This is a genomic window from Streptomyces sp. NPDC086777 (genome assembly GCF_040702065.1).
Taxonomy (GTDB): domain Bacteria; phylum Actinomycetota; class Actinomycetes; order Streptomycetales; family Streptomycetaceae; genus Streptomyces.
Genome location: NZ_JBFBJI010000011.1, coordinates 22,172 through 42,694 on the forward strand (window position 1 = coordinate 22,172; position 20,523 = coordinate 42,694).

Below are 20,523 nucleotides of genomic sequence, written 5' to 3' on the forward strand. Positions count from 1 at the left end.
ACGTCACGCCAGGCGGCGGAAGACGGGCTTCACCGGTCGCCCGCCCTGCCAGGCGGCGGGATTGGCGGTGTCCAGCGCCTTCCGGTACACCGCACAGGCCTCGGCCACCACGTCGACCGTGCGGTCGATGTCCGCGTCCTCGAGTGCGCTGCTCACCACGAAGGACGGGGCGAGCACCCCGCCCGCGAGGAGCCGGCGCAGGAACAGGGTGCGGTACTGCTGCGACGGCTGCAGGTTCTCGTCGAGGGTGGCGAAGACCAGGTTGCTGGCCCGGCCACGGACCACGACGTGGTCGCCGACGCCCATGGCGGCCGCGGCGTCGCGGACACCGGCGGCCAGCCGCTCGCCGAGGGCGTGCAGGCGCGCGGTGACGCCCTCCTCGACGTAGGTGGCCTGCACGGCCATCGCGGCTGCCAGCGAGTGGGTCTCCGCGCCGTGCGTGGTGGACAGCAGGAACACCCGCTCGGCGGAATCGCGCAGTCCGCCCCGTTCCATCAGGTCGCGTCGCCCGGCCAGCGCGGAGACGGCGAAGCCGTTGCCCAGCGCCTTGCCGAACGTGGAGAGATCGGGGACGACCCCGTACAGGCCCTGGGCGCCCGCCTCCGACCAGCGGAAGCCGGTGATCATCTCGTCGAAGACCAGGACGCAGCCGTGCCGGTCGGCCAGGGCGCGCAGGCCGGCGAGGTAGCCGGGCGGCGGCTCGGTCTGGGTGGCCGGTTCGAGGATCAGGCAGGCGATCTCGTCCTGGTAGCGGGTGAGCAGTTCCTCCGTGGCGGCCAGGTCGCCGTAGGGGAAGGACACCGTGAGTTCGGTGGTCGCCGCCGGGATGCCGGCGTTCATCGGCGTGGTGCCGATGAACCAGTCGTCGACGGAGAAGAACGGGTGGTCCGCGCAGAGGGCCACCCGCGGGCGCCCGGTGACGGCGCGGGCGAGGCGCACCGCGGCGGTGGTGGCGTCGGAGCCGTTCTTCGCGAACTTCACCATGTCGGCGGTCGGCACGGTGGCCAGGAAGCGTTCGGCGGCCTCGACCTCGACGATGGACGGCCGGACGAAGTTGCTGCCGCGGTCGAGTTCCCGCCGTACCGCCTCGGTCACGCGCGGGTGGGCGTGACCGAGGCTGACCGACCGCAGGCCGGAGCCGTACTCGATGTACCGGTTGCCGTCGACGTCCCACACGTGGGCACCGCTGCCGTGGCTGATGACCGGGGCCAGGTTCTCGGGGTACTGGTCGTCGCCCTTGGCGTAGGTGTGCGCGCCTCCTGGAATCAGGGCGTGCAGCCGCTCGTTGGCCTGTCGCGAGCGGGACAGGCGGAGCCCCTCGGTGTCTTGGGTGTGCACGCCGACCTCATCTTTCTCGGTGCTTCAGGACCTCGGCGAGGCTCGGCGCCTCCCGGTCCCGTCGGGACATCGACGTGACCGGCAGCGGCCAGGGAATGGCGAGTTCCGGGTCGTCGAAGGCGATCGTCACGTCTTCGGACGGATCGTGCTGACGGTCAATACGGTAAGAGGTATCTGTGATTTCGGTAAGAGCCTGGAAGCCGTGCGCGCATCCCGCCGGGATGTACACGGTCTTCTGCGTCTCGCCGGACAGCTCGAAGAAGGCCCGGTTCAGGTAGGTCGGCGAGTCCGGCCGCAGGTCCACGACGACGTCGAAGATCTGCCCGTACGAGCACCGCACCAGCTTGGCCTCGCCGGCGCCGGAGCGCAGGTGCAGGCCGCGCAGCACGCCGCGGACCGAGCGGGACACGCTGTCCTGGACGAAGGCGTCGGGGTCGAGACCCACCGAGCGGACCACGTCGGCGTCGAAGGTGCGGCAGAAGAAGCCGCGTTCGTCGGCGTACGGCGTCGGCTCGAACAGGAACGCACCGGCGATCTCCGGGACTTCGGTCGCTTTCATGAAGCCTTCCGTGGGGCGTGGGCGTGGTCGTTCGCCGGGAACAGGGTCGTGGTCAAGGCGGTGAACTGCTGGGCGAGTTGCTGTGCGGCGACCCGGTTCCGCTCGGCGAGGGTCTGCCGTAGCTCCGCCGCGTGCTTCTCCAGGTCCCGGAACTGTTCGAGGAGCCGGTCGGCGTCGACCTCGCGAGCCGGGTGACGGTACGCGGCCAGACCCATCCGGTCCATGAGCGCGTCGCTCTTCGCCGCGTAGCAGAGGGCCAGCACGGGCGTTCCGGTCTTCAGCGCGCAGATCAGGTTGTGGTAGCGGACGGCCACCACGGTGTCGGCGGCCTCCATCTCCTGCATCAGGTCGGCCAGTGAGGCCGGCTGGGCCGCGGTGACCAGCGGTGAGTCGACCGCGTCGAGGACGGCGGCGACCACCGCCAGGTCGCACTGGTCGCCGGTGAGGAGCCGTACGGGCCTGCCCTCCTCGACCAGCGTGCGGACGAACCTGATCGTCCCGTCGAGGTAGCGACGGTGGATCTCCTCGGCCCGGGCGCGGTCGTCGTTGCCGCCGTGGAAGTCCATGACGCCGAGGCAAACGGTACCCGGCGTGCCGGTGGGCGCGCCCGCCCGTGGTGTCGGGAGGGAGAACGCGAGGTCGGGGTAGACCTCGTCGCGTGCGGTGTCCACGCCCATCGCCCGCATGGCGTCGCGGGACTGGCCGTCCCGGTACGACCGGTACGCCGCCAGCCGCGCCGACCAGCGCACCAGGGCCCTGGTGGGCCGGTTGCGGATCTCGGCGGCACCGACACTGACCAGCGCGACCCGGGTGCCGACCAGCCGGCCGCTGGCGCACAGCAGGAACAGGGAGTACGGGAAACCCCAGGGCCGCAGGGGCAGGGTGGCCTCCAGGACGCCCATGCCCGGCACGATCACCACGTCGTGCCGGCGCACCCAGGCGGCGGTGCGGAAGACGTCGACGAGTTTGCCGAGCCCTTTCGAGACGATCGCGCCCGCACGGGACGCCGTCCGGTACTCCGCGCGGTTCCAGTGCAGGCGGGTGGCGGGGATCCCGAACCGGGCCGTCACGGCCTCGGGCCCGCCGCACAGCGCGTCCACGACGGCGTCCGGGTGCTCGGCGCGCAGGTAGCCGAGGACGGCTTCGAGCGAGCCGTCGTTGCCGAGGTTGCCGGAGCCGAGCAGGCCGAACACCCCGACGCGCACCGGGGTTCCGTCCGCGGCGGTCATGCCTGCCTCCTCCCCTCGCGGCCGGCGACGAGGGCGTCGACGGAGACCGTGAGCAGGGCCGGGTCGACCGGGGCACGGTCCTCGACCCGCTCGCCGGCGTTCGGCCGGACCCGGCTGGTCATCCAGGCGGCCAGGTGGCGGTAGCACTCCCGCCGGTCGGCCGCGGACAGCGGCGCCCGCCGGACCGCCGAGGCGAAGCCCCAGACGTACTCGGCGAGCAGCCGCGGGGTCGGGTGCAGCAGACCGGCCCGGCGCGGGTCCAGGTTGACGCACCGGGAGCGCTTGGACGGGTTCGCCCGCTCGGCGCGGGTGGGGTGGTCGCGGCGGAAGTACAGCAGTTCCGGCACCTGGTGGAAGCGCCCGTGCAGGGTGATCTCGGCGACGAACGTGCGGTCCGCGTGGTGGTAGCTGTCCATCGGCTTCACCCGGCGCAGCACGTCGGCGCGCATCACCCCGTAGAAGTCGTCGCCGCCCGGCTCGAACAGCAGGCTGCGGAAGCGCTCCGGGGCGTGCGGCGAGCCGGTGGCGAGGGTGTACTCGTAGGGGACGGTCACCTGGCCGTCGCCGTCGATGACGGCCTGGTCGGTGTGGGCGAGGATCACGTCCGGCCGCTCGTCCAGCGCGTCCACGCATCGTCGCAGCAGGTCGCGGCCGTAGAGGTCGTCGTGCGAGGCCCACTTGAACAGTTCGCCGCGGGACTCGGCGAACACGTGGTTGTGGTTCGGGGTGGCGCCGATGTTGCGGGGCAGGCGGTGGTACCGGATGCGGGAGTCCTGCGCGGCGTACTTGCGGCAGATGGCCTCGGTCCCGTCGGTCGAGGCGTTGTCGGAGACGACCAGTTCGAAGTCCTCGTAGGTCTGGCCGAGCAGGGCGTCGAACGACTCGGCCAGGTACTCCTCGCCGTTGTACACGGGCAGGCCGATGCTCAGCCTGGGTCGGTCGGTCATGCGGTCCTCACTTCGGGGATGGGATTGCGGTGGCGCTCGCGCAGGGCGGACCGCAGTTGCAGCCACCACACGGCCGAGCCGCTGAGGGTCGCGGCGGCGACGCCCCAGGCCGAGCCGGACGTGCCGGCGACGGCCGCACCGCCGAGCCCGCCGCCGACGTAGCAGGCGGAGGCGAACAGCTGGCAGCGCAGGCTGCGCCGGGCCGCGCCGAGCGCGCGCAGGCCGGCCGCCGCGCCGGTGCCGAGGCCCGCTCCCGCGACGCTGAGCGTGATCTGCACGACGAGGTGCGAGGAGGAGTGCCAGACGTCGCCGAGCGCCAGGTCGCCGAGCCGGTCCGGCATCAGCAGCAGCGCCGAGCCCCACAGCAGTGCCCCGGCGGCCTGTCCCCCGCCCAGGAGCAGGCAGAACCTGCCCAGTTGGTGCGGGGCCCGTCGCAGCACCCGCGCCGCCTCCGGGACGGTGACCAGCGAGAGACCCATCAGCACGGCGAGGAACGGCCCCATCAGGAGCTCGGCGCCCCGCACCGCGCCCACCGCGCCGACCCCGACGATCACGCCGAGCCCGTACGCCCGCACCTGGCTGGCGCCGCTGAGGCTGACGTTCTCGACCAGGTACCGGTAGCCGAGGTCGCGCTGTTCGCGCAGCCAGCCGCGGGCCTCGGCCACCCGGGGCCGGATGCCGGACTGGAGGTAGCCGTAGCCCGCCGCCACCGTGGCGGACGCGCCCCAGGCGAGCACGAAGGCGGCCACGGTGTCCACGTGGGCCGCGACCACCATGGCGGGGACGAGCGCGATGCCCCACACGACGTCGTTGACGAACGCCTTCCGCCCGTTGCCCGCGGCGAAGAACGCGAACCGCCAGGCGTCCTGGAGCAGCAGCCCGGGCAGCAGGACGCCGAGGGCGGCGAACGCGGGGCCCACCCGGCCGCCCAGTCCGAGCCCGGCCGCCAGGCACAACACGCCGAGGGCCGAGCCGACGCCGAGCGCGGTGCCCGTCGACCGGGCCACCGCCCCGCGCCAGACCGCCTCCGGCACCCCGCTGAAGCGCACCGTGAGCGGGTCGGTGGCCAGGCCCCGGGAGACGTTGAGGACCACGCCGTAGGTCACCCAGGCCAGGCTGAACACGCCGAACGCGGTCACCCCGAGCGAGCGGGCCACGTAGAGGCCCACCGCGAAGTTGCTGATGCTGGAGGCCGCCTGGTCGGCGAGTCCCCAGGACAGCCGGCCGACCAGGGCCCGCCTGGCGGACCCGGCCGGTGCTGTCGACTTCTCCCCCTGGGTGGTCATGGGCGTCATTCCTTGACCAGGTCGGCGCCGCGCAGGGCATCGGCCGCGGCGGCCACGGTGTCGAACGGCAGCCCGGACCGCTCGGCGACGTCCAGCAGACTGTGCTCGCCGTCGGAGAGGCTGAGCACCCAGAGCATGGCCATCTGGGCCTGCTTGGTGTCGCTGCGCCCGCCGACCGCGTCGTACAGCCCGCGCCTGCCGAGCTGCGGTTCGCCGTAGGGGCTGAGGTTGACGTACCGCCGGTTGCGGTCGAGGACGGCGAACGCCTCGCGGCACACGGCGAGGGTGTCCGCCATCGCCGCCGGGGAGACGAAGTCCAGGTTGTCCGCGGAGGTGTGGTACTCGGGGTAGCCGGCGTACGGGGTCCGGGTGAGCGAACCCACGCCGAGGTTGAACCCGGGCGAGCAGAACTGCCGCTCGTCGTAGCCGTAGGGCGTGAACTCGGTGATCCGGTGCGGGCGTTCGGACGTGGTCAGCACGTGCTGCAGCACCCGGTCGATCTCCGCGTCGCCCCGCCTGCTCTGTTTGTACGTCAGCCGGCCCGGGTCCCCGGCGCAGGCGAGCACCAGGCCGTGCTTGACCCGGTCCACCCGCTCCACGTTGCGGGCCAGCCAGGTGATCGCCCCGATGGTGCCGGGGGCGAACAGGAACCGGTAGGTGTAGTAGGTCGGTTGCTCGGCGAGCGCGCGGGCCAGGTACGTCGCCACCGCGATGCCGGCCAGGTTGTCGTTGGCCAGCGACGGGTGGCAGACGTGGCAGGAGACGATGACCTCGTCGGGGACCTGGCCGGGGACCACGTACTCGGCGTAGGTGAGGTGGCCGTCGGCGATCGTGGAGTCGATGCGGACCTCGTAGTCGCCGTCGGGCAGGGCGTCCAGGGTCTCCTGGGCCAGGCAGAACCCCCAGTCCGGCTTGTAGTAGCTGGTGCGGTACGGCACCCATGACGGGTGGTCCGGCAGGGTGTGCAGGTGCGGGCGCAGCTCGGCGAGGGGCATGGTCGCCGACACCGGCACGCTGTAGCCGAGCACGTGCAGGCTGGACGCGGCGAAGTCGACGACCCGCCGGCCGGCGCCGTCGGCGATGTAGGCGTCCCGGATGTTCCACTCCTGCGGCACCGTCCAGTCGAGCACCTGCGTGCCGGTCGGCACCTCGTGCACCTGCAGCGGGATGTACTCCCCGACGATGTCCAGGGTGGCGCGCACACCGTCGCCGGTGATGCTCCGGCAGAGCGGGTACATCCGCTCCACCAGCGCGTACATCTCCTTGCTCACGTCGGTCACCGGCGCCGCCTGAGGGTGTCGTCGACGGTGCCGGCGTCGGAGGCCGCGCGCAGTACGGCGAGCCGGGTGTAGCGCTGCTCGAAGTCCTCCCGGGTGAGGTCGAACTTCCGGTAGGCGTCGGCGAGTTCGAGCGCGCCCTGCTTCACCGTCCACGCGCAGTCGAAGCCGGGGATCGCGTGCCGGAACCGGGAGAAGTCCACCCGGTAGGACCGCGGGTCGGCGCCGGTCTCCCCGGTGATCACCACCTTGGACCCGGTCACCGCCTCGGCGACCTGTCCGGCGATCTCGGCGACCGTGACGTTGTTGACCTCGCTGCCGATGTTGAACGCGCGGTCGTGCACCGCCTCACGGGGCGCGGTCAGCGCGGCCGTGAAGGCCCGCGCGATGTCGGCGGCGTGCACCAGCGGGCGCCACGGAGTGCCGTCGGAGAGCACCAGGACCTCGCCGGACAACAGGGCGTGCCCGACCAGGTTGTTGAGGACGATGTCGGCACGCAGCCGGGGCGAGAAGCCGAAGGCGGTGGCGTTGCGCATGAACACGGGGGTGAAGTCGTCGTCGGCCAGCGCGTGCAGGTCGTCCTCCACCCGCACCTTCGACTCGGCGTACGGCGTCACCGGGCGCAGCGGGGCGTCCTCGGTCACCAAGTTCGACAAGTCGGGGTCGCCGGCGGCGCCGTAGACCGAGCACGTGGACGCGTACAGGAAGCGCCGTACCCCGGCGTCGCGGGCCAGCCGGGCGAGGCGGACGGACGCGTGATGGTTGATGTCGTAGGTGAGTTCCGGTGCCAGCGAGCCGAGCGGGTCGTTGGAGAGCGCGGCCAGGTGGATCACGGCGTCCACCCCGGCCACGTGCTCGGCGGTGACGTCGCGCAGGTCCACCCGGTGCCCCGGCGGGTCCTCGGGCCGCGGGCCGAGGACGCAGTCGGCGAACAGGCCGGAGTCGAGGCCGACGACGTCGTGCCCGGCGGCCTTGAGGACCGGGGCCATCACGGTGCCCAGATAGCCCTGGTGTCCGGTCAGTAGTACGCGCAAGGTTGTTCAACCCCCCAGGTTGAGCGTGAGTTTGGTGACGGCGAACGCCTCGGCGTAGCGCGCGTGGCATTCGATGCCGCGGATCCGGGCGAGACCCAGGAAGGCCTCCCGGTCGTACCAGGGCCGGTGCCGCTGCGAGGGGTAGTGCTCCTGCAGCAGCCGCACCTTCTCCTCGGCGGTCTCGGGCGCCAGCGGCTGGTAGGCCGCCGGCCGGCCGAGGTCGCCGTCCCACTTGACGATCTCGTAGCCGAGCACGAGGTGGTCGCGGAACGCGGTCGTCATCAGCTTGGCCAGGCCGCGGTGGTCCTGGTGGGCGTCGTCGGTGCGCGGTGCGAGGACCAGGTCCGGGTCGGTCTGGGCGCGCAGTTCCTCGACCGCGGACTTGGCCTCCTCCCAGTGGGCCGGGAAGCGGCCGTCGGGCAGCTTGTGCACGGTCAGCCGCAGGTCGGCGCCCGGGCAGAAGGCGGCGAGCGCGGCCTGCTCCTCCTGTTCGCGCTCGCTGCCGCCGCCGGTCAGAACCAGCGCGTCGACCCGGATGCCCGGACTTCCCTGACACAGTGTCAGCAGCGTGCCGCCGGCGCCGATGGCGATGTCGTCGCAGTGCGCGCCCACCGCGAGGATCCGGTCCAGGGGGCCGGCCCCGAGCCGGATCACGCCCTGGCTCCGGCGGTGTCGCGTTCCCACACGGCCCACGGGCGGTCGCCCCGGGTGTAGGCCTCGTCGAGCGCGGCCCGTTCCTTCACGGTGTCGGTCGGCTTCCAGAAGCCGCGGTGCTGGTGGGCCACCAGCCGTCCCTGCTTGGCCAGTTGGGCGCAGCCGTCGGCGACCAGGTCACCGTTCTCCGGTATGTGGTCGAAGATCTCCTGGCGGAGCACGAAGTAGCCGCCGTTCTCCCACAGCGGCAGTTCGCTCACCGCGGTGATGCCGCCCACCAGGCCGTCCTCGCCCAGCTCCACGCAGTGGAACGAGGACTGCGGCGGCACCACCATCATCGACGCCCCGGCGTCGCGCGCGGCGAACCTGTCGATCATCTCGGGCAGCGGTGCGTCGGTGAGCACGTCGGCGTAGTTGGCGAGGAACATCTCGTCGCCGTCCAGGTGGTGGCGTACCCGGCGCAGCCGCTCGCCGATCGGGGACTCGATGCCGGTCTGCGCGAACGTGATCGTCCAGTCGGCGATGTCGGTGGAGAGCAGCTCGGTCTTCCCGCCCCGCAGGACGAAGTCGTTGGACGTGGTCTCCTCGTAGTTGAGGAAGAAGTCCTTGATGTGATGGGCGCCGTACCCGAGGCACAGGATGAACTCCTTGTGCCCGAAGTACGCGTAGTAGCGCATGACGTGCCAGATCAGCGGTCTCGGGCCGACCATCGCCATCGGTTTGGGCACGTCGTCGGAGGTGCCGTTGCGCATGCGCATCCCGTAACCGCCGCAGAACAGGACGACCTTCATGCTGTGACCTCTTTCGCGGCCTCGACGATGCTCAGTTCCGGGATGGGGAAGACGAGCCGGCCGCCCCACTCGTGGACGAAGGACAGCTGCTCGGCGAGTTCGGCCCGCAGGTTCCACGGAAGGACGAGGACGTAGTCCGGCTTGTCGGCGGCTATCCGTTCGGGCGCCAGGATGGGGATGCGGGTGCCCGGGGTGAACCTGCCGTGCTTGTAGGGGTTGCGGTCGACGGTGTAGGCGAGCAGGTCGGGGCGGATGCCGCAGTGGTTGAGCAGGGTGTTGCCCTTGCCTGGGGCGCCGTAGCCGACGACCGTCTCGCCGCGCTCGGCCGCGTCGATGAGGAACCGCAGCAGGTCCCGGCGGACCTTCGCCACCCGGGCGGAGAACTCGGCGTACCCGGACAGCTCCTGGAGCCCGGCGGCCTTCTCCCGCGCCAGGACGTCGGCCACCCGTCGTGTCGGCTCGCCGGCCGCCTCGGCGGGGCGGGCCCACAGCCGGATGGAGCCGCCGTGCGTGGGCAGCAACTCGACGTCCACGAGGGCGAGTCCGCCGCTCGCCAGGGCCCGGATCGCGGAAGCGACCGTGTAGTACTGGAAGTGCTCGTGGTAGATGGTGTCGTACTGGTTCTCCTCGATCAGGGTCAGCAGGTGCTGCACCTCGACGGAGACCCAGCCGTCGTCGGCGACCAGGGCGCGCAGCCCCTGGGTGAAACCGACCACGTCGGGGATGTGCGCGTACACGTTGTTGGCCACGACCAGGTCCGCCGGGCCGTGCTCGGCGCGGACGGCGGCGCCGGTCTGCGGGGAGAGGAACTCCGTGAGCGTGGGTACGCCCGCCTCCCGGGCCGCGGCGCCGACGTTCACCGACGGCTCGATGCCGAGGCAGCGGATCCCCCGGTCCACCACGTGCTTCAGCAGGTATCCGTCGTTGCTCGCCACCTCGACCACGAACGCGTCGGTACCGAGCGCCAGCCGCTCGGCGGCGCCGGCGACGAAGGTGCGCGCGTGCTCCACCCAGGACGTCGAGTACGAGGAGAAGTAGGCGTACTCCTTGAACGTCTCCTCCGGCGTGATCAGCGGCGGGATCTGCGCGAGCCAGCAGTCGGTGCAGACCCGCAGGTGCAGCGGGTACGCGGGCTCCGGATCGTCCAGTTGGTCCGCGGCGAGGAAGCTCTCGCACGGCGGCGTCGCCCCCAGGTCGACGACGCTCGCCATCGCTTCCGAGCCGCAGAGTCGGCATCGTGTCATGTGCTGTCCCCATCCCCCCTGCTCGCGCGGGTCTCCCCGCCGCGAGCCTGTACCGACCGCCCCGCGATCGCGGTGCGGTACTCCTCCAGCAGGCGCTCCAGGCCGACGGCCGGGCTGAATCCCTGCTCGTAGCGGCGCCGGGCCGCCCGCCCCAGCTCCCGGTTGCGGTCCGGGTCGGCCGCGATCCGGCGTATGCGGGACGCGAGCGAGCCCGCGTCGCCGGGCCGGTGCAGCAGCCCGGTCACACCGTCCTCGACGAGTTCGACGAAGGCGCCGTGGCCGGCGGCGACGGTCGGCACCCCGGCCGCCATCGCCTCCACGACCACCAGGCCGAACGCCTCCAGCCACGTCGAGGGAGCCACCACGGCGACCGACCGCGCGACGGCCTTGCGGCACTCCGCGGTGTCCAGCAGACCGGCGTAGCGGACGTCGTCCCGGCCCGCCGCCCAGGCGGTCACCTCCCGCTCCAGCGGACCCGTGCCGGCGATCACGAGCGGTACGCCCAGCCCGCCGTCGGCCGCGATCTGGTCCCACGCGGCCATGAGCAGCCGGACGCCCTTGGCCTCCGCGAGCCGGCCGAGGTAGAGCAGGTGCTCTCCCTCACCCTCCCGGCAACTGCCGGGGTCGGGAACGAAGTTGTGCTTCACCGTGAGGCGCTCGGCCGGCATGCCGGACCGCACCAGGACGTCGCGCTGGGCAGCGGAGATGCAGAGGAACCGCTCCACGCCGGTCCACCAGCGGCGCCGGTTGGCCGACAGGCTGACCGCCAGCGGCACCGTCGCGAGGCGGGAGCCGCGGTAGCAACCGTGCCGGACGGCGGGCAGGGGCGCGGAGCCGACGCACTCGGTGCACGGCCGGCCGTCTCGCTGGAGCGTGCCGGGCGGGCAGACCTGGGTGTAGTTGTGCAGGGTGGCGACGGCGGGCACCCCGGCGTCGGCGCACGCGGCGAGGACCGCGGGCGACAGGAGCGGGAAGACGTTGTGCACGTGCACCACGTCCGGCCGCTCGGTGCGCAGCCGGGCAGCGAGTTCCGAGCGCACCGCCGGGTTCCACGGCACCAGGAGCGGCACCGCGACCTTGCCGAGGAGCGACCGGGAGGCGATGTCGTCACTGCGCCGCTCGAACACCTCGACCCGGTGGCCGGCCGCGCGCAGCAGCTCCACCTCCTGGTCGACGACCTTGTTCTCCCCGCTCGGCTGTGCGGAGTTGTAGCGGTTGTGCACCACGAGGACGTGCATGCTCAGGTCACCTCCGACCGGCTCGGCAGCTCGGGCGTGGGAACGGGTGGTGCCGCGGCGGGCGTCGCCAGCAGCGAGGCGGCGAGGGCCAGGTGCAGCAGGTACGGCGAGGCGTCGCCGAGGCCCGCCTCGGTGTACGACGCGATCGCGCAGTAGCTGATCAGGAAGATCGCGCAGGCCCGCTGCAGCGACGGCGGGCGCAGCAGCGCGACGCCGCCCAGCACGACGATGATCACCGCGACGAGGCCGACGCCGATCAGGCCCTGCTCGTTGTAGACGGCCAGCCAGCTGTTGTCGATCGGCAGGCCGCCGAACGACTTGTCCCCCAGGCCCACGCCGAGGAGCTGCTCCGAGGTCGTCCGGGGTGCGGCGAGGAGCGCGTCCCAGACCTTGGCCCGGCCGGTGAGGCTGGAGAAGTTCTCCTTGCTCTGCCCGCGCAGGAACCACGTCTGCAGGGCGCCGGCGAACCCGACCGCGGCCACCGCGCCGACCAGTACCGCCCAGCTGAAGAACCGGCGGGCGGCCACGCTGGTCAGGACGAGCGAACCGATGGCCAGTGCCAGCCCGAGGAGCAGGCCGAGCGTGGCCGTGCGGGTGTGGGTCAGCGCGAGCAGCACGAAGGACGGCACGATGACCACCGCGGCGCTCGTCCGGTCGGTCCTGCGGCCCATGAGGAGCAGCACGGTGAGCCCGATGATCACCGCCGCGTACTGCCCGATCTGCGGCGGGGTGAGCGGCCACAGCGCGCCGACCAGGCGGCCGCCGTAGAGGTCGGGCAGGGCCGCGCCGGGTGACACGACCAGGCCCGCGGCCACCGAGCCGAGTACCGCGAAGTACGCCCGGATGTGGTGGCGGACGAATGTCAGGCTGCCGTCCCACCAGCGGCTGAGCAGCCACAGGGTGCCGACGAAGAGCGCCAGCCGGAAGCAGCGGAACAGCGCGCCGAACCCGGACTCCAGGTGGGCGCTGGAGATCGCGCTCGTCACCAGCAGCAGGGTGAGCAGGAGCAGGTAGGCGCTGGGCCGGATGCGCAGCCGGAGATTGACCGCGAGCGCCAGTGCGAACGCGGCGAGCAGGGCTCCCATGGTGACCATCTGGATGAGGGAGCGGGGCAGCGGGACGATGGTCTTCGCCCCGGCGGAGCCGAGCGTGTTGAGGACCAGCAGCCCCCAGACGATCCCGACGATCCGCGGGGTGCCGGCCGTGGCCGGTTCCGCGGCGGTCGGTCTGTCCATCCGTGTGTCCATCTCAGCCACCGGCCCCTGCGTCGAGGGTGCTGCCCGCGTCCTGCCGGTAGTCGGTGCCCTGCCACTCGTCGAAGTCGAGCACCCGGCTCGGGTCGTGGGCGACGAACTGCCAGGGTCCGAGGTAGACGTTGTCACGCCAGTGGTTGTCCTGTTCGAGGGTGATCGCCTGGGCCACCTTCTCGCCCTTGTAGGGCGACCAGTCCGGATAGGTTCCGTAGTTGGACAGCACCGCCATCCGGTCGCACATGTCGGTGCACTGGACCACGGACTTGTCGAGCACGAAGCGGTTGCCGTGGATGTCCACCCGCTGGGTCTTCCAACGGCAGTCGGCGTACAGGGGTGCCTTGTCGATGGCCGGCTGCACGCAGCGACGGGTGTTCTTCACCAGCAGGGTGCAGTCACCGGACGAGGTGTTGGCGGGGCTGTTGCAGAACCGGTCGGCGTTCTCCCACAGGGTGATCCCGGACCAGTTGTTCTCCAGCACGTTCCGGTAGATGTCGATCTTGTCGGTGCGGGCCCGGACCCGTGGTTCGCCGCCGGACTCGGACAGGTAGACCGCCGCGTAGGGGAAGTTGTCCCCGCGGTCGGCGTACCTGCGGCCCTCGACCAAGTTGTTCCGCCGGATCGTGTTGTCCCGGATGACCGCGTTGTAGCTGGTCTCGTAGATCAGCGCGGCACCGTCGTTGGAGTCGAGCACGTTGTCCTCGATGAGGAAGTCGTTGTTGTCGGTGTCGGCCCACAGCCCGGCTCCGTGGTTGCCGTGCACCCAGTTGCCGCGGATGTCCGCGCCGTCGACCGCCCAGAACTTGATGCCTCCGGTGCAGCCGCAGCCCTGCTGGCGCCGTTCCCAGTCGTCGGTGTTGTTGCCCACGATCTCGTTGTCCTGGACCACCAGGTCCTTGATCCCGCCGCCGCCCTTGTACGCGTTCATTCCGTACTGCCCGTTGCCGCGCAGGCAGCTGGCGCGGACCTGCTGGCGGGCGCCGGCCATCAGCCCCGCCCCGGAGTTGTCCTGGATCGTCGCGTGCTCGATCACCCACCCGTCGGCCGAGTCGTGGTTGACCACGCCCTCGTTCTGCGGCGCGACGAAGTGCTGCACGGTCAGGTAGCGGATGGTGACGTCGCGGGCGGTGCCCGCGAACGCGTACTGGTTCTTCTTCCCGCCGTCGAGCACCGCGCCCGGCGCACCGAGGTAGCGGTCCCCCTGTTTGGGGATGACCTGGGCGTAGCGGTCCGGTTCGAGTCGGTGCCTGCCCGGCCGGAGCCAGAACGTGGTGTGCGGTGGGCTGTTCTTGGTCTTCGCCGCCAGGTCGCCGACGACCGCGGGGTCGATCGTCACCGCGCCCGCCGGTGCCTTCGCCGGTCCGGCCGCGGGGTTGGCGCACACCCGGGCCACGGCGCGGGCCGCGGAGGTGGACGTGGACGGCGCGGCGGTCGGCTCCGCCGTTCCGGCGCCCGACGTGCTGTCGCAGCCGGTCACCGTCAGCAGCAGGGCCAGCGCCGGCGGTACCAGCGCCGGCGCGAGAAGCCGCCTCTTGATCACCACGTGCCCCCTAGCCGCCGAACCTGAGCACGGTGGTGAACCCGCCCGCGCCGTCGGCGGGGCTGGTGCCGGTGCCGATCAGCGTCGTCGTGGGTTCCTTGCGCCCGAAGCCCGCGGAGTACCAGCCCAGCGGCGGTTCGGTCGCGCCGCGGTGCGCCCGCCAGGACAACTGCCCGGGCAGGTCCAGTACGGCGGAACGCCCCTCGCCGTCCCGGATCCAGGTGAGCACCGCCCGGTTCCCGACCAGGTCCGCCGCGATCTCCGGGCCGAGGTGGAACGCCAGCCGCACGGTCCGGCGCGGGCCGCGCACCTCGTCGACCAGCTTCAGTTCCTGGCTCGCGGCCGTCAGCTCCACCCGGCGGCGGTGCACGGAGCCCTCGTACCCGTCGTGCTCGGCGGACCAGGCGGCCACCCCCTCGCCGGAGGTGTCCACGGCCAGGACGCGGGTGCGGGCCTGCCGGGTCCACAGGAACGGGCCGCCGGAGACCGACTGGTCGACGCCGTCCAGTTGCAGCGTGTTGTGGCCGAGGGTGGACCGGAAGTACTGCCGCCACGCGGGCTGCCCGTGGTAGCAGTACGTCCCGGGGTCGGCGAGCACGTCGACGCCGTCGTGCCGGACCTCCACGGACAGCGCGTCCGCGTGCGCGTGCGCGGCGATGGACAGGAAGCCGTGCGGACCGCCGTCGCAGCGGCACCAGATCTCGCCCGGACCGCGCAGGATCGTCATGCCCGCGTCGGCGAAGTGCGCGGGCCGGTCCGTCGGGCGGGTCACGGACAGGTCGGTGCGCCTGACGAGCGCCGCCAGCAGCGGGGTGCGCACGTCGGTGCCGGTCACCTCCGGCCACCAGTCGAGCCGGCCGAACACGGCGTCGCCGGTGGCGAGCAGCGAGCCCCAGCGGTCGGTGCCCGCGCCGTCCACGACCAGACCGTACCCGTCGTCCGCGTCCCCCTGGCGCGGCGGCCGCAGCCGGTTGTCCACGACGGCCGCGAGGGCGTCGGTCATCCGCAGCAGCACCAGCCGGACGGACGTCGGCACCGGCACGCCCGCGGCGTCCGCCTCGGCCACCGCGGCCAGGCCGAGCTCCAGCACGAGCCCGTGGTACTCGGTGGCCAGCTCGCGGTTGAGGCCGGAGACGAAGGTGTTGCTCCGCAGGTGCCGCTCCAGCGACCGCAGCGCGTCGGCCCGCCTGCGCGCCGAGTCGGGGAACCAGCCGAACGCGCAGGCCGCGGCGAGCTGTCCGGCGGCCTCGGCGACGACGTGGTTGTTGGCCGAGGACCCCCGGCTGGGGAAGGCGGCCAGCCACCGCTGGTGGTGCCAGATCTGGTTCAGCGCCACCGGGTTGTCCTCGAACAGCCCGGCCGCGCCCGGCCAGTCGTCGAGCAGCCGGCGGATCCACACCCAGGACAGCAGCCGGATGCCCAGCTCGATGCCGCTGATCCAGTGCACGCCCCGCAGCGGGGGGTTGGCCGTCCACCAGGACCGCAGGTGCTCGGCCACGCGCTCGGCGTACCGCTCGTTGCCGGTGACCGCGTAGGCGGCGGCGAGCACGGTGAGGTACTGGTGCCGGGACGGCTCCCAGATCTGCTTGATGTCCCCGACCGCGTCCTCGTTGCGGTACGGCACGTCGAAGGCGTAGCCGCCGGGAGCCCGGCGTCCGGTCTTCGGGTCGTACCACCAGTCGGGGTCGGTGAGGTCGTCGCGGACCACGCCGAAGAACTCGACGTGCCCGTACATCAGCCGGTCCGCCTCGGCGACGAGACGCTTAGCGGCGTCCGGCGGCACCGCGGCGAGCGTCCCGGCGGGCAGGACCGCGGTGAACCGGGCGCCGGTGACGCTCGGGCAGTCCGGCCGGGCGGACCGCCAACGCCTTCTGCGCACCGTGTCGGCCGCCCGGCCCGCGATCTCCCGCGGTCCCATCCGGGAGAGGCGTCGCAGGTACCAGCCCGCGTTCCCCGAAGTCACGGTCATTCGGCCCGCTCCAACGCCACCGGCGCGCCGGCGGCCAGGGCGCTCCGCACGGCGAGGGTGGCCGCCGTGGTGGCGACCAGCGACTCCAGCGGCACCGGCATCGGCCCGCCGGTCCGCACGGCCTTGACGAACGCGGCCAGTTCGGCGTTCTGGCCCTTGTCGCGGGCCTTCGGCAGCCGCGAACTCACCCAGCGCTTGCGGCCGTACACCGAGGCGCGGACGAAGTCGTCGAGCCTGAGCACCTTGCCGTCGGCGAGGAGGTCCAGCGTCTCCTTGGGGAACCCGGGCGAGCCGGTGGTGACGTAGCTGATGGTGGCGGTGGACCCGTCCGGGTAGCGCAGCACGATCTGCAGGTCCTCGTTGCCGGACGGGGCGACCGCGTAGACCGAGACCGGGTCGGCGTCGAGCAGCCAGCTCGCCGTGTCCACGAAGTGCCCGCCCTCGCCCTCGAACCGCGAGCCCTCGGTGCCCTGGCGGAGATACCAGCTGCCGTGCTGCAACTGGCCCGCGTTGACCAGGTAGCGCAGGCTCGCCGGGCCGGTCCGGGCGCCGAACCGCTGCTTGGCCTCGGTCAGCAGCGGTGCGAACCGGCGGTTGAAGCCGACCTGGAGGCGGTCGTTGCCGGATTCCGCCACCGCCGCGAGGACGTCCGCCAGTTCGTCCTCGGTGAGGGCGAGGGGCTTCTCCACGAACACCGTCTTGCCGGCCAGCAGCGCCTTGCGGGTCAGTGCGGCGTGCGAGCTGTGCCGGGTGACCACGAACACCGCGTCGATGGACTTGTCGCCGAGCACGGCGTCGAGGTCGGTGGTCGCCTCGGTGAAGCCGAACTTGCGCTGCGCGTTGGCCGCGGAGAGCGCCGTCGTGGTGACGACGGTCGACAGCTCGACGCCCTCGCGCCGCGCCAGGTGCGGCAGCAGCATCGACGTCGCGTAGTTCCCCGCACCGACGAACGCGAGGCGCACCGGTGAGGTGGCGGACCGGGCCGGGGCGGGTGCTCCCCCGCTGCGGCGCACCGCGGGCACGGCCACCGAAGGGGCCTGCGCCGCCTCTCCTTCCGTCCCTTCCCCGGCTTCCGTCGCTCCCGCCGCCTGCTCGGGGTAGCGGAACAGTACGGCCACGGCCTTCAGTTCGCCGTCCTTCAGGCGCCGGTACGTCTCGACCGCGTCCCCGAAGTCGGCGACGTGGGAGACCAGGGGCTCCACGTCGACCCTGCCGCGGGCGACCAGGTCGAGGAAGCACGCGAGGTTGCGGCGCTCGGTCCAGCGCACGTAGCCGATCGGGTAGTCGCGGCCCTCCAGTTCGTACTCCGGGTCGTAGCGCCCGGGGCCGTACGACCGCGAGAACCGGACGTCGAGCTCCTTCTCGTAGTACGCGTTCCACGGCAGGTCCAGGCGGCACTTGCCGATGTCGACGACCCGGCCGCGGTCCCGGCAGAGCCGGGCGGCCAGCTCGACGGGCTGGTTGCTGCCGCCGCCCGCGGCCAGGTACACCTGGTCCACGCCGTGCCCGTCGGTGAGTTCGCCGACGGCGGCCTCCAGGGCCGCGGAGGAGGGGTCGCCGCAGGCCACCGCGCCGAGGCGCTCGGCGAGTTCGCAGCGCGCCGGGTCGGGGTCGGCGCCGACGACCCGGACTCCGGCGGCGGCCAGCAGCTGGACCACCAGCTGCCCGATCAGGCCGAGGCCGATGACCAGGGCCACCTCGCCGAGCTGCGGCCCGCCCTGGCGGACGCCCTGCATCGCGATCGAGCCGACGGTGCCGAAGGCGGCGTGCCGCGGCGCGAGGCCGTCCGGCACCGGGGTGTAGAGGTTCTTCGGCACCCAGTTCAACTCGGCGTGCAGCGCGTGCTCGTTGCCGGCGCAGGCCACGAGGTCGCCCGCCTTCACGTCGTCGACGCCGGCGCCGACCTGCTCGACCACCCCGCACAGCGAGTAACCGAGCGGCGTGTAGGAGTCCAGCTTGCCCATGACCTTGCGGTAGGTGGCGGGCAGCCCGTTGGTGGCCACGCTCTGCATGACCTTGGCCACCTGGTCGGGGCGGGAGCGGGCCTTGCCGAGCATCGACATGCCGGCCTCGGAGACCTTCATGAGCTCGGTGCCGGTGGAGATCAGCGAGTAGGCGGTGCGGACCAGCACACCGCCCGGCTTGCACCCCGGCACCGGAACGTCGAGCACCGCCAGCTCGCCGCTCTTGTAGTTCTGTACGACCTGTTTCACCGAAGTCCCCTGATTCCTAAGCCGTCAGCCGAGTGCTCTGGCCGGACCCGGAGGTCGCGTCGCGATACCAGTACTCGAGGGTCAGTACGTGCCACAGATGTTTCGAGTTGTCCCGCTGCCCGGCGGCGTCCTCGGCGACGAGCCGCTGCAGTGCCTCACGGCGCAGGAACCCGGAGCGGACGAGTTCGCCGTGGTCGACGACCTCGCGCACCAGCGGTGCCAGGTCCCGGCTCATCCAGGCCCGCAGCGGGGCGCTGAACAGGCCCTTGGGCCGGTACACGATCTCCCGGGGCAGGATCGAGGTGGCCGCCTCCTTGAGGACGGCCTTGCCCTGCCGTCCGGCGATCTTGCGGTCGCCGGGCACCGTGAACGCCGCCTTGACCACCTCGACGTCCACGTACGGCACGCGCACCTCGGTGGAGGCGGCCATGCTGGAGCGGTCCGTGTACGTGAGGTTCAGGCCCGGCAGGAACATCCGCGCGTCGGTGAGGCACATGCGGTTGACGAAGTCGTCCAGGTCGTTGTCCGCGTAGACGTCCGCGTGCTCGGTCAGGACGTCCTCGACCGTCCCGGCCAGGTCGGGATCGAGCAGGGCGAGCAGCTCGTCCCGGTCGTACATGGTGTAGCTGCGCCGGAAGGCGGTCTCCTCCGGCAGGTCGGCGAAGGAGAGGAACCGCTTCGCGAAGCGCACCGACCGGTAGCCGCGGCGGCTCGTCGCGACCGGCAGCCGGTCCACGGCCGCGGACACCCCGCGCCGCAGGGGCCGCGGGACCCGCTGGTAGCGCAGCGCGATCAGGTTGGCCAGGTGCTTGCGGTACCCGGCGAACAGTTCGTCCGCGCCCATCCCGGAGAGCATCACCTTCACCCCGGCCTCGCGTGCGGCCATGCAGATCAGGTAGGTGTTGATCGCGGCGGGATCGCCGATCGGCTCGTCCAGGTGGTAGGTCATCCGTGGCAGCAGGTCGAGCACGTCCGGCGCGATCTCGATCTCGTGCAGGTCGACGCCGAACCTCTCGGCCACCTGCCGGGCGTAGCGCAGGTCGTCGGGCATCGCCTCGAACCTGGCGTCCTCGGCGCGGAACCCGATCGTGTAGGCGGAGATCCCCGGCTGGTGACGGGCCGCCAGCGCGGTCAGATAGCTGGAGTCGAGGCCCCCGGAGAGGAAGGTCGCCACGGGGACGTCGGAGAGCAGGTGGCGCCGGGTCGACTCCTCGACGATCGCGGCCAGGTCGGGCCGCTCGCCGGCCAGGGCCCGCTCCCGGCCCTCGGCGGCGACGTCCTTCAGGTTCCAGAACCGGCCGCGCTCCACCCGCCCGTCGGCGCGGCACCGCAGCCAGCTCCCCGGCTGCAGCTTCTCGGCCTCGCGGAACGCGCACCGGGAGTCCGGCACCCAGTAGTACAGCAGCGAGGCCACCAGCGCCGCGTCGTCCACCTGCAGCGACCTGCCGGTGGCGACGGAGAGCGCCTTGAGCTCGGAGGCGAACACCAGGCCGCCGCCGCGCCGGAGCAGGAACAGCGGCTTGATGCCGAGCTGGTCGCGGGCGAGCACCAGGTCCCCGGTACGCTCGTCGAAGATCCCGAAGGCGAACATGCCGCGCAGCCGGGGCAGGCAGTCCGTGCCCCAGCGCCGCCAGGCCTCCAGGAGCACCTCGGTGTCGGAGGTGCCGCGGAAGCGCACCCCGGCGGCTTCCAACTCGGCCCGCAGTTCCGGCGCGTTGTACAGCTCGCCGTTGTACGTCAGGACGAGGCCGTCCGAGGCCATCGGCTGGGCGCCGGTGTCGGACAGGTCGATGATGGCCAGCCTGCGGTGCCCGAGGTGCACCTCGCCGTCGCCCACGGGGTGGCTGTAGCGGCCCGACCCGTCCGGACCGCGGTGGGCGAGGGTGTCGGTGAGCCGGTCGGTCACGATCTTTCCGTCCGGCCAGCGGTAGGTACCTGCGATGCCGCACATGTG

Annotated in this window: 16 protein-coding genes; all 16 read right to left on the bottom strand. The window is 72.3% G+C overall.

Going from position 1 to position 20,523, the window contains the following annotated elements:
* Nucleotides 1-3: 3 nt before the first annotated feature.
* From AB0472_RS17335 to asnB, 16 genes are read right to left on the bottom strand one after another with little or no spacing between them, the layout of a single operon-like run.
* Nucleotides 4-1,338, bottom strand: coding sequence for a glutamate-1-semialdehyde 2,1-aminomutase (locus tag AB0472_RS17335; protein ID WP_366357307.1), 1,335 nt, complete (start codon nucleotides 1,336-1,338; stop codon nucleotides 4-6).
* A gap of 7 nt (nucleotides 1,339-1,345) precedes the next feature.
* Nucleotides 1,346-1,897, bottom strand: coding sequence for a dTDP-4-dehydrorhamnose 3,5-epimerase (rfbC, locus tag AB0472_RS17340; protein ID WP_366357308.1), 552 nt, complete (start codon nucleotides 1,895-1,897; stop codon nucleotides 1,346-1,348).
* Complete coding sequence (locus AB0472_RS17345) at nucleotides 1,894-3,126, bottom strand: polysaccharide pyruvyl transferase family protein (RefSeq protein WP_366357309.1); 1,233 nt, start codon at nucleotides 3,124-3,126, stop codon at nucleotides 1,894-1,896. Before AB0472_RS17345 ends, rfbC begins: the two co-directional genes overlap by 4 nt.
* Nucleotides 3,123-4,073 (bottom strand): glycosyltransferase family 2 protein, encoded by a 951-nt coding sequence (locus AB0472_RS17350; protein WP_366357310.1) that lies wholly within the window; start codon nucleotides 4,071-4,073, stop codon nucleotides 3,123-3,125. Before AB0472_RS17350 ends, AB0472_RS17345 begins: the two co-directional genes overlap by 4 nt.
* On the bottom strand, nucleotides 4,070-5,368 hold the full coding sequence (locus tag AB0472_RS17355) for a hypothetical protein (protein ID WP_366357311.1): 1,299 nt from the start codon (nucleotides 5,366-5,368) through the stop codon (nucleotides 4,070-4,072). Before AB0472_RS17355 ends, AB0472_RS17350 begins: the two co-directional genes overlap by 4 nt.
* Nucleotides 5,365-6,618 (bottom strand): DUF4910 domain-containing protein, encoded by a 1,254-nt coding sequence (locus AB0472_RS17360; RefSeq protein ID WP_366357490.1) that lies wholly within the window; start codon nucleotides 6,616-6,618, stop codon nucleotides 5,365-5,367. Before AB0472_RS17360 ends, AB0472_RS17355 begins: the two co-directional genes overlap by 4 nt.
* A 17-nt stretch (nucleotides 6,619-6,635) precedes the next feature.
* The gene (locus AB0472_RS17365) at nucleotides 6,636-7,670 is read right to left on the bottom strand and encodes an NAD-dependent epimerase/dehydratase family protein (protein WP_366357312.1); all 1,035 of its coding nucleotides are present in this window, start codon (nucleotides 7,668-7,670) and stop codon (nucleotides 6,636-6,638) included.
* Nucleotides 7,671-7,676: 6 nt separating this feature from the next.
* Nucleotides 7,677-8,324, bottom strand: a complete 648-nt coding sequence (locus AB0472_RS17370; protein ID WP_366357313.1) for a PIG-L deacetylase family protein — start codon at nucleotides 8,322-8,324, stop codon at nucleotides 7,677-7,679.
* A complete protein-coding gene (locus AB0472_RS17375; protein ID WP_366357314.1) occupies nucleotides 8,321-9,115 on the bottom strand; it encodes a sugar phosphate nucleotidyltransferase in 795 nt (264 codons plus the stop codon). Before AB0472_RS17375 ends, AB0472_RS17370 begins: the two co-directional genes overlap by 4 nt.
* The gene (locus AB0472_RS17380; RefSeq protein WP_366357315.1) at nucleotides 9,112-10,359 is read right to left on the bottom strand and encodes a class I SAM-dependent methyltransferase; all 1,248 of its coding nucleotides are present in this window, start codon (nucleotides 10,357-10,359) and stop codon (nucleotides 9,112-9,114) included. The genes AB0472_RS17375 and AB0472_RS17380 overlap by 4 nt, the downstream gene beginning before the upstream one ends.
* Complete coding sequence (locus tag AB0472_RS17385) at nucleotides 10,356-11,597, bottom strand: glycosyltransferase (RefSeq protein WP_366357316.1); 1,242 nt, start codon at nucleotides 11,595-11,597, stop codon at nucleotides 10,356-10,358. Before AB0472_RS17385 ends, AB0472_RS17380 begins: the two co-directional genes overlap by 4 nt.
* Before the next feature lie 2 nt (nucleotides 11,598-11,599).
* The gene (locus AB0472_RS17390) at nucleotides 11,600-12,832 is read right to left on the bottom strand and encodes an O-antigen ligase domain-containing protein (RefSeq protein ID WP_366357317.1); all 1,233 of its coding nucleotides are present in this window, start codon (nucleotides 12,830-12,832) and stop codon (nucleotides 11,600-11,602) included.
* A gap of 13 nt (nucleotides 12,833-12,845) precedes the next feature.
* Nucleotides 12,846-14,390 (bottom strand): right-handed parallel beta-helix repeat-containing protein, encoded by a 1,545-nt coding sequence (locus AB0472_RS17395; protein WP_366357318.1) that lies wholly within the window; start codon nucleotides 14,388-14,390, stop codon nucleotides 12,846-12,848.
* Between the two features lie 7 nt (nucleotides 14,391-14,397).
* Nucleotides 14,398-16,356 (bottom strand): alginate lyase family protein, encoded by a 1,959-nt coding sequence (locus AB0472_RS17400; protein WP_366357319.1) that lies wholly within the window; start codon nucleotides 16,354-16,356, stop codon nucleotides 14,398-14,400.
* A complete protein-coding gene (locus AB0472_RS17405) occupies nucleotides 16,353-18,569 on the bottom strand; it encodes a bi-domain-containing oxidoreductase (protein ID WP_366357320.1) in 2,217 nt (738 codons plus the stop codon). The genes AB0472_RS17400 and AB0472_RS17405 overlap by 4 nt, the downstream gene beginning before the upstream one ends.
* A gap of 16 nt (nucleotides 18,570-18,585) precedes the next feature.
* Nucleotides 18,586-20,520 carry an asparagine synthase (glutamine-hydrolyzing) gene (asnB, locus tag AB0472_RS17410; RefSeq protein ID WP_366357321.1) on the bottom strand — a complete coding sequence of 645 codons (1,935 nt, stop codon included), beginning with the start codon at nucleotides 20,518-20,520 and terminating at the stop codon, nucleotides 18,586-18,588.
* Nucleotides 20,521-20,523: the final 3 nt, after the last annotated feature.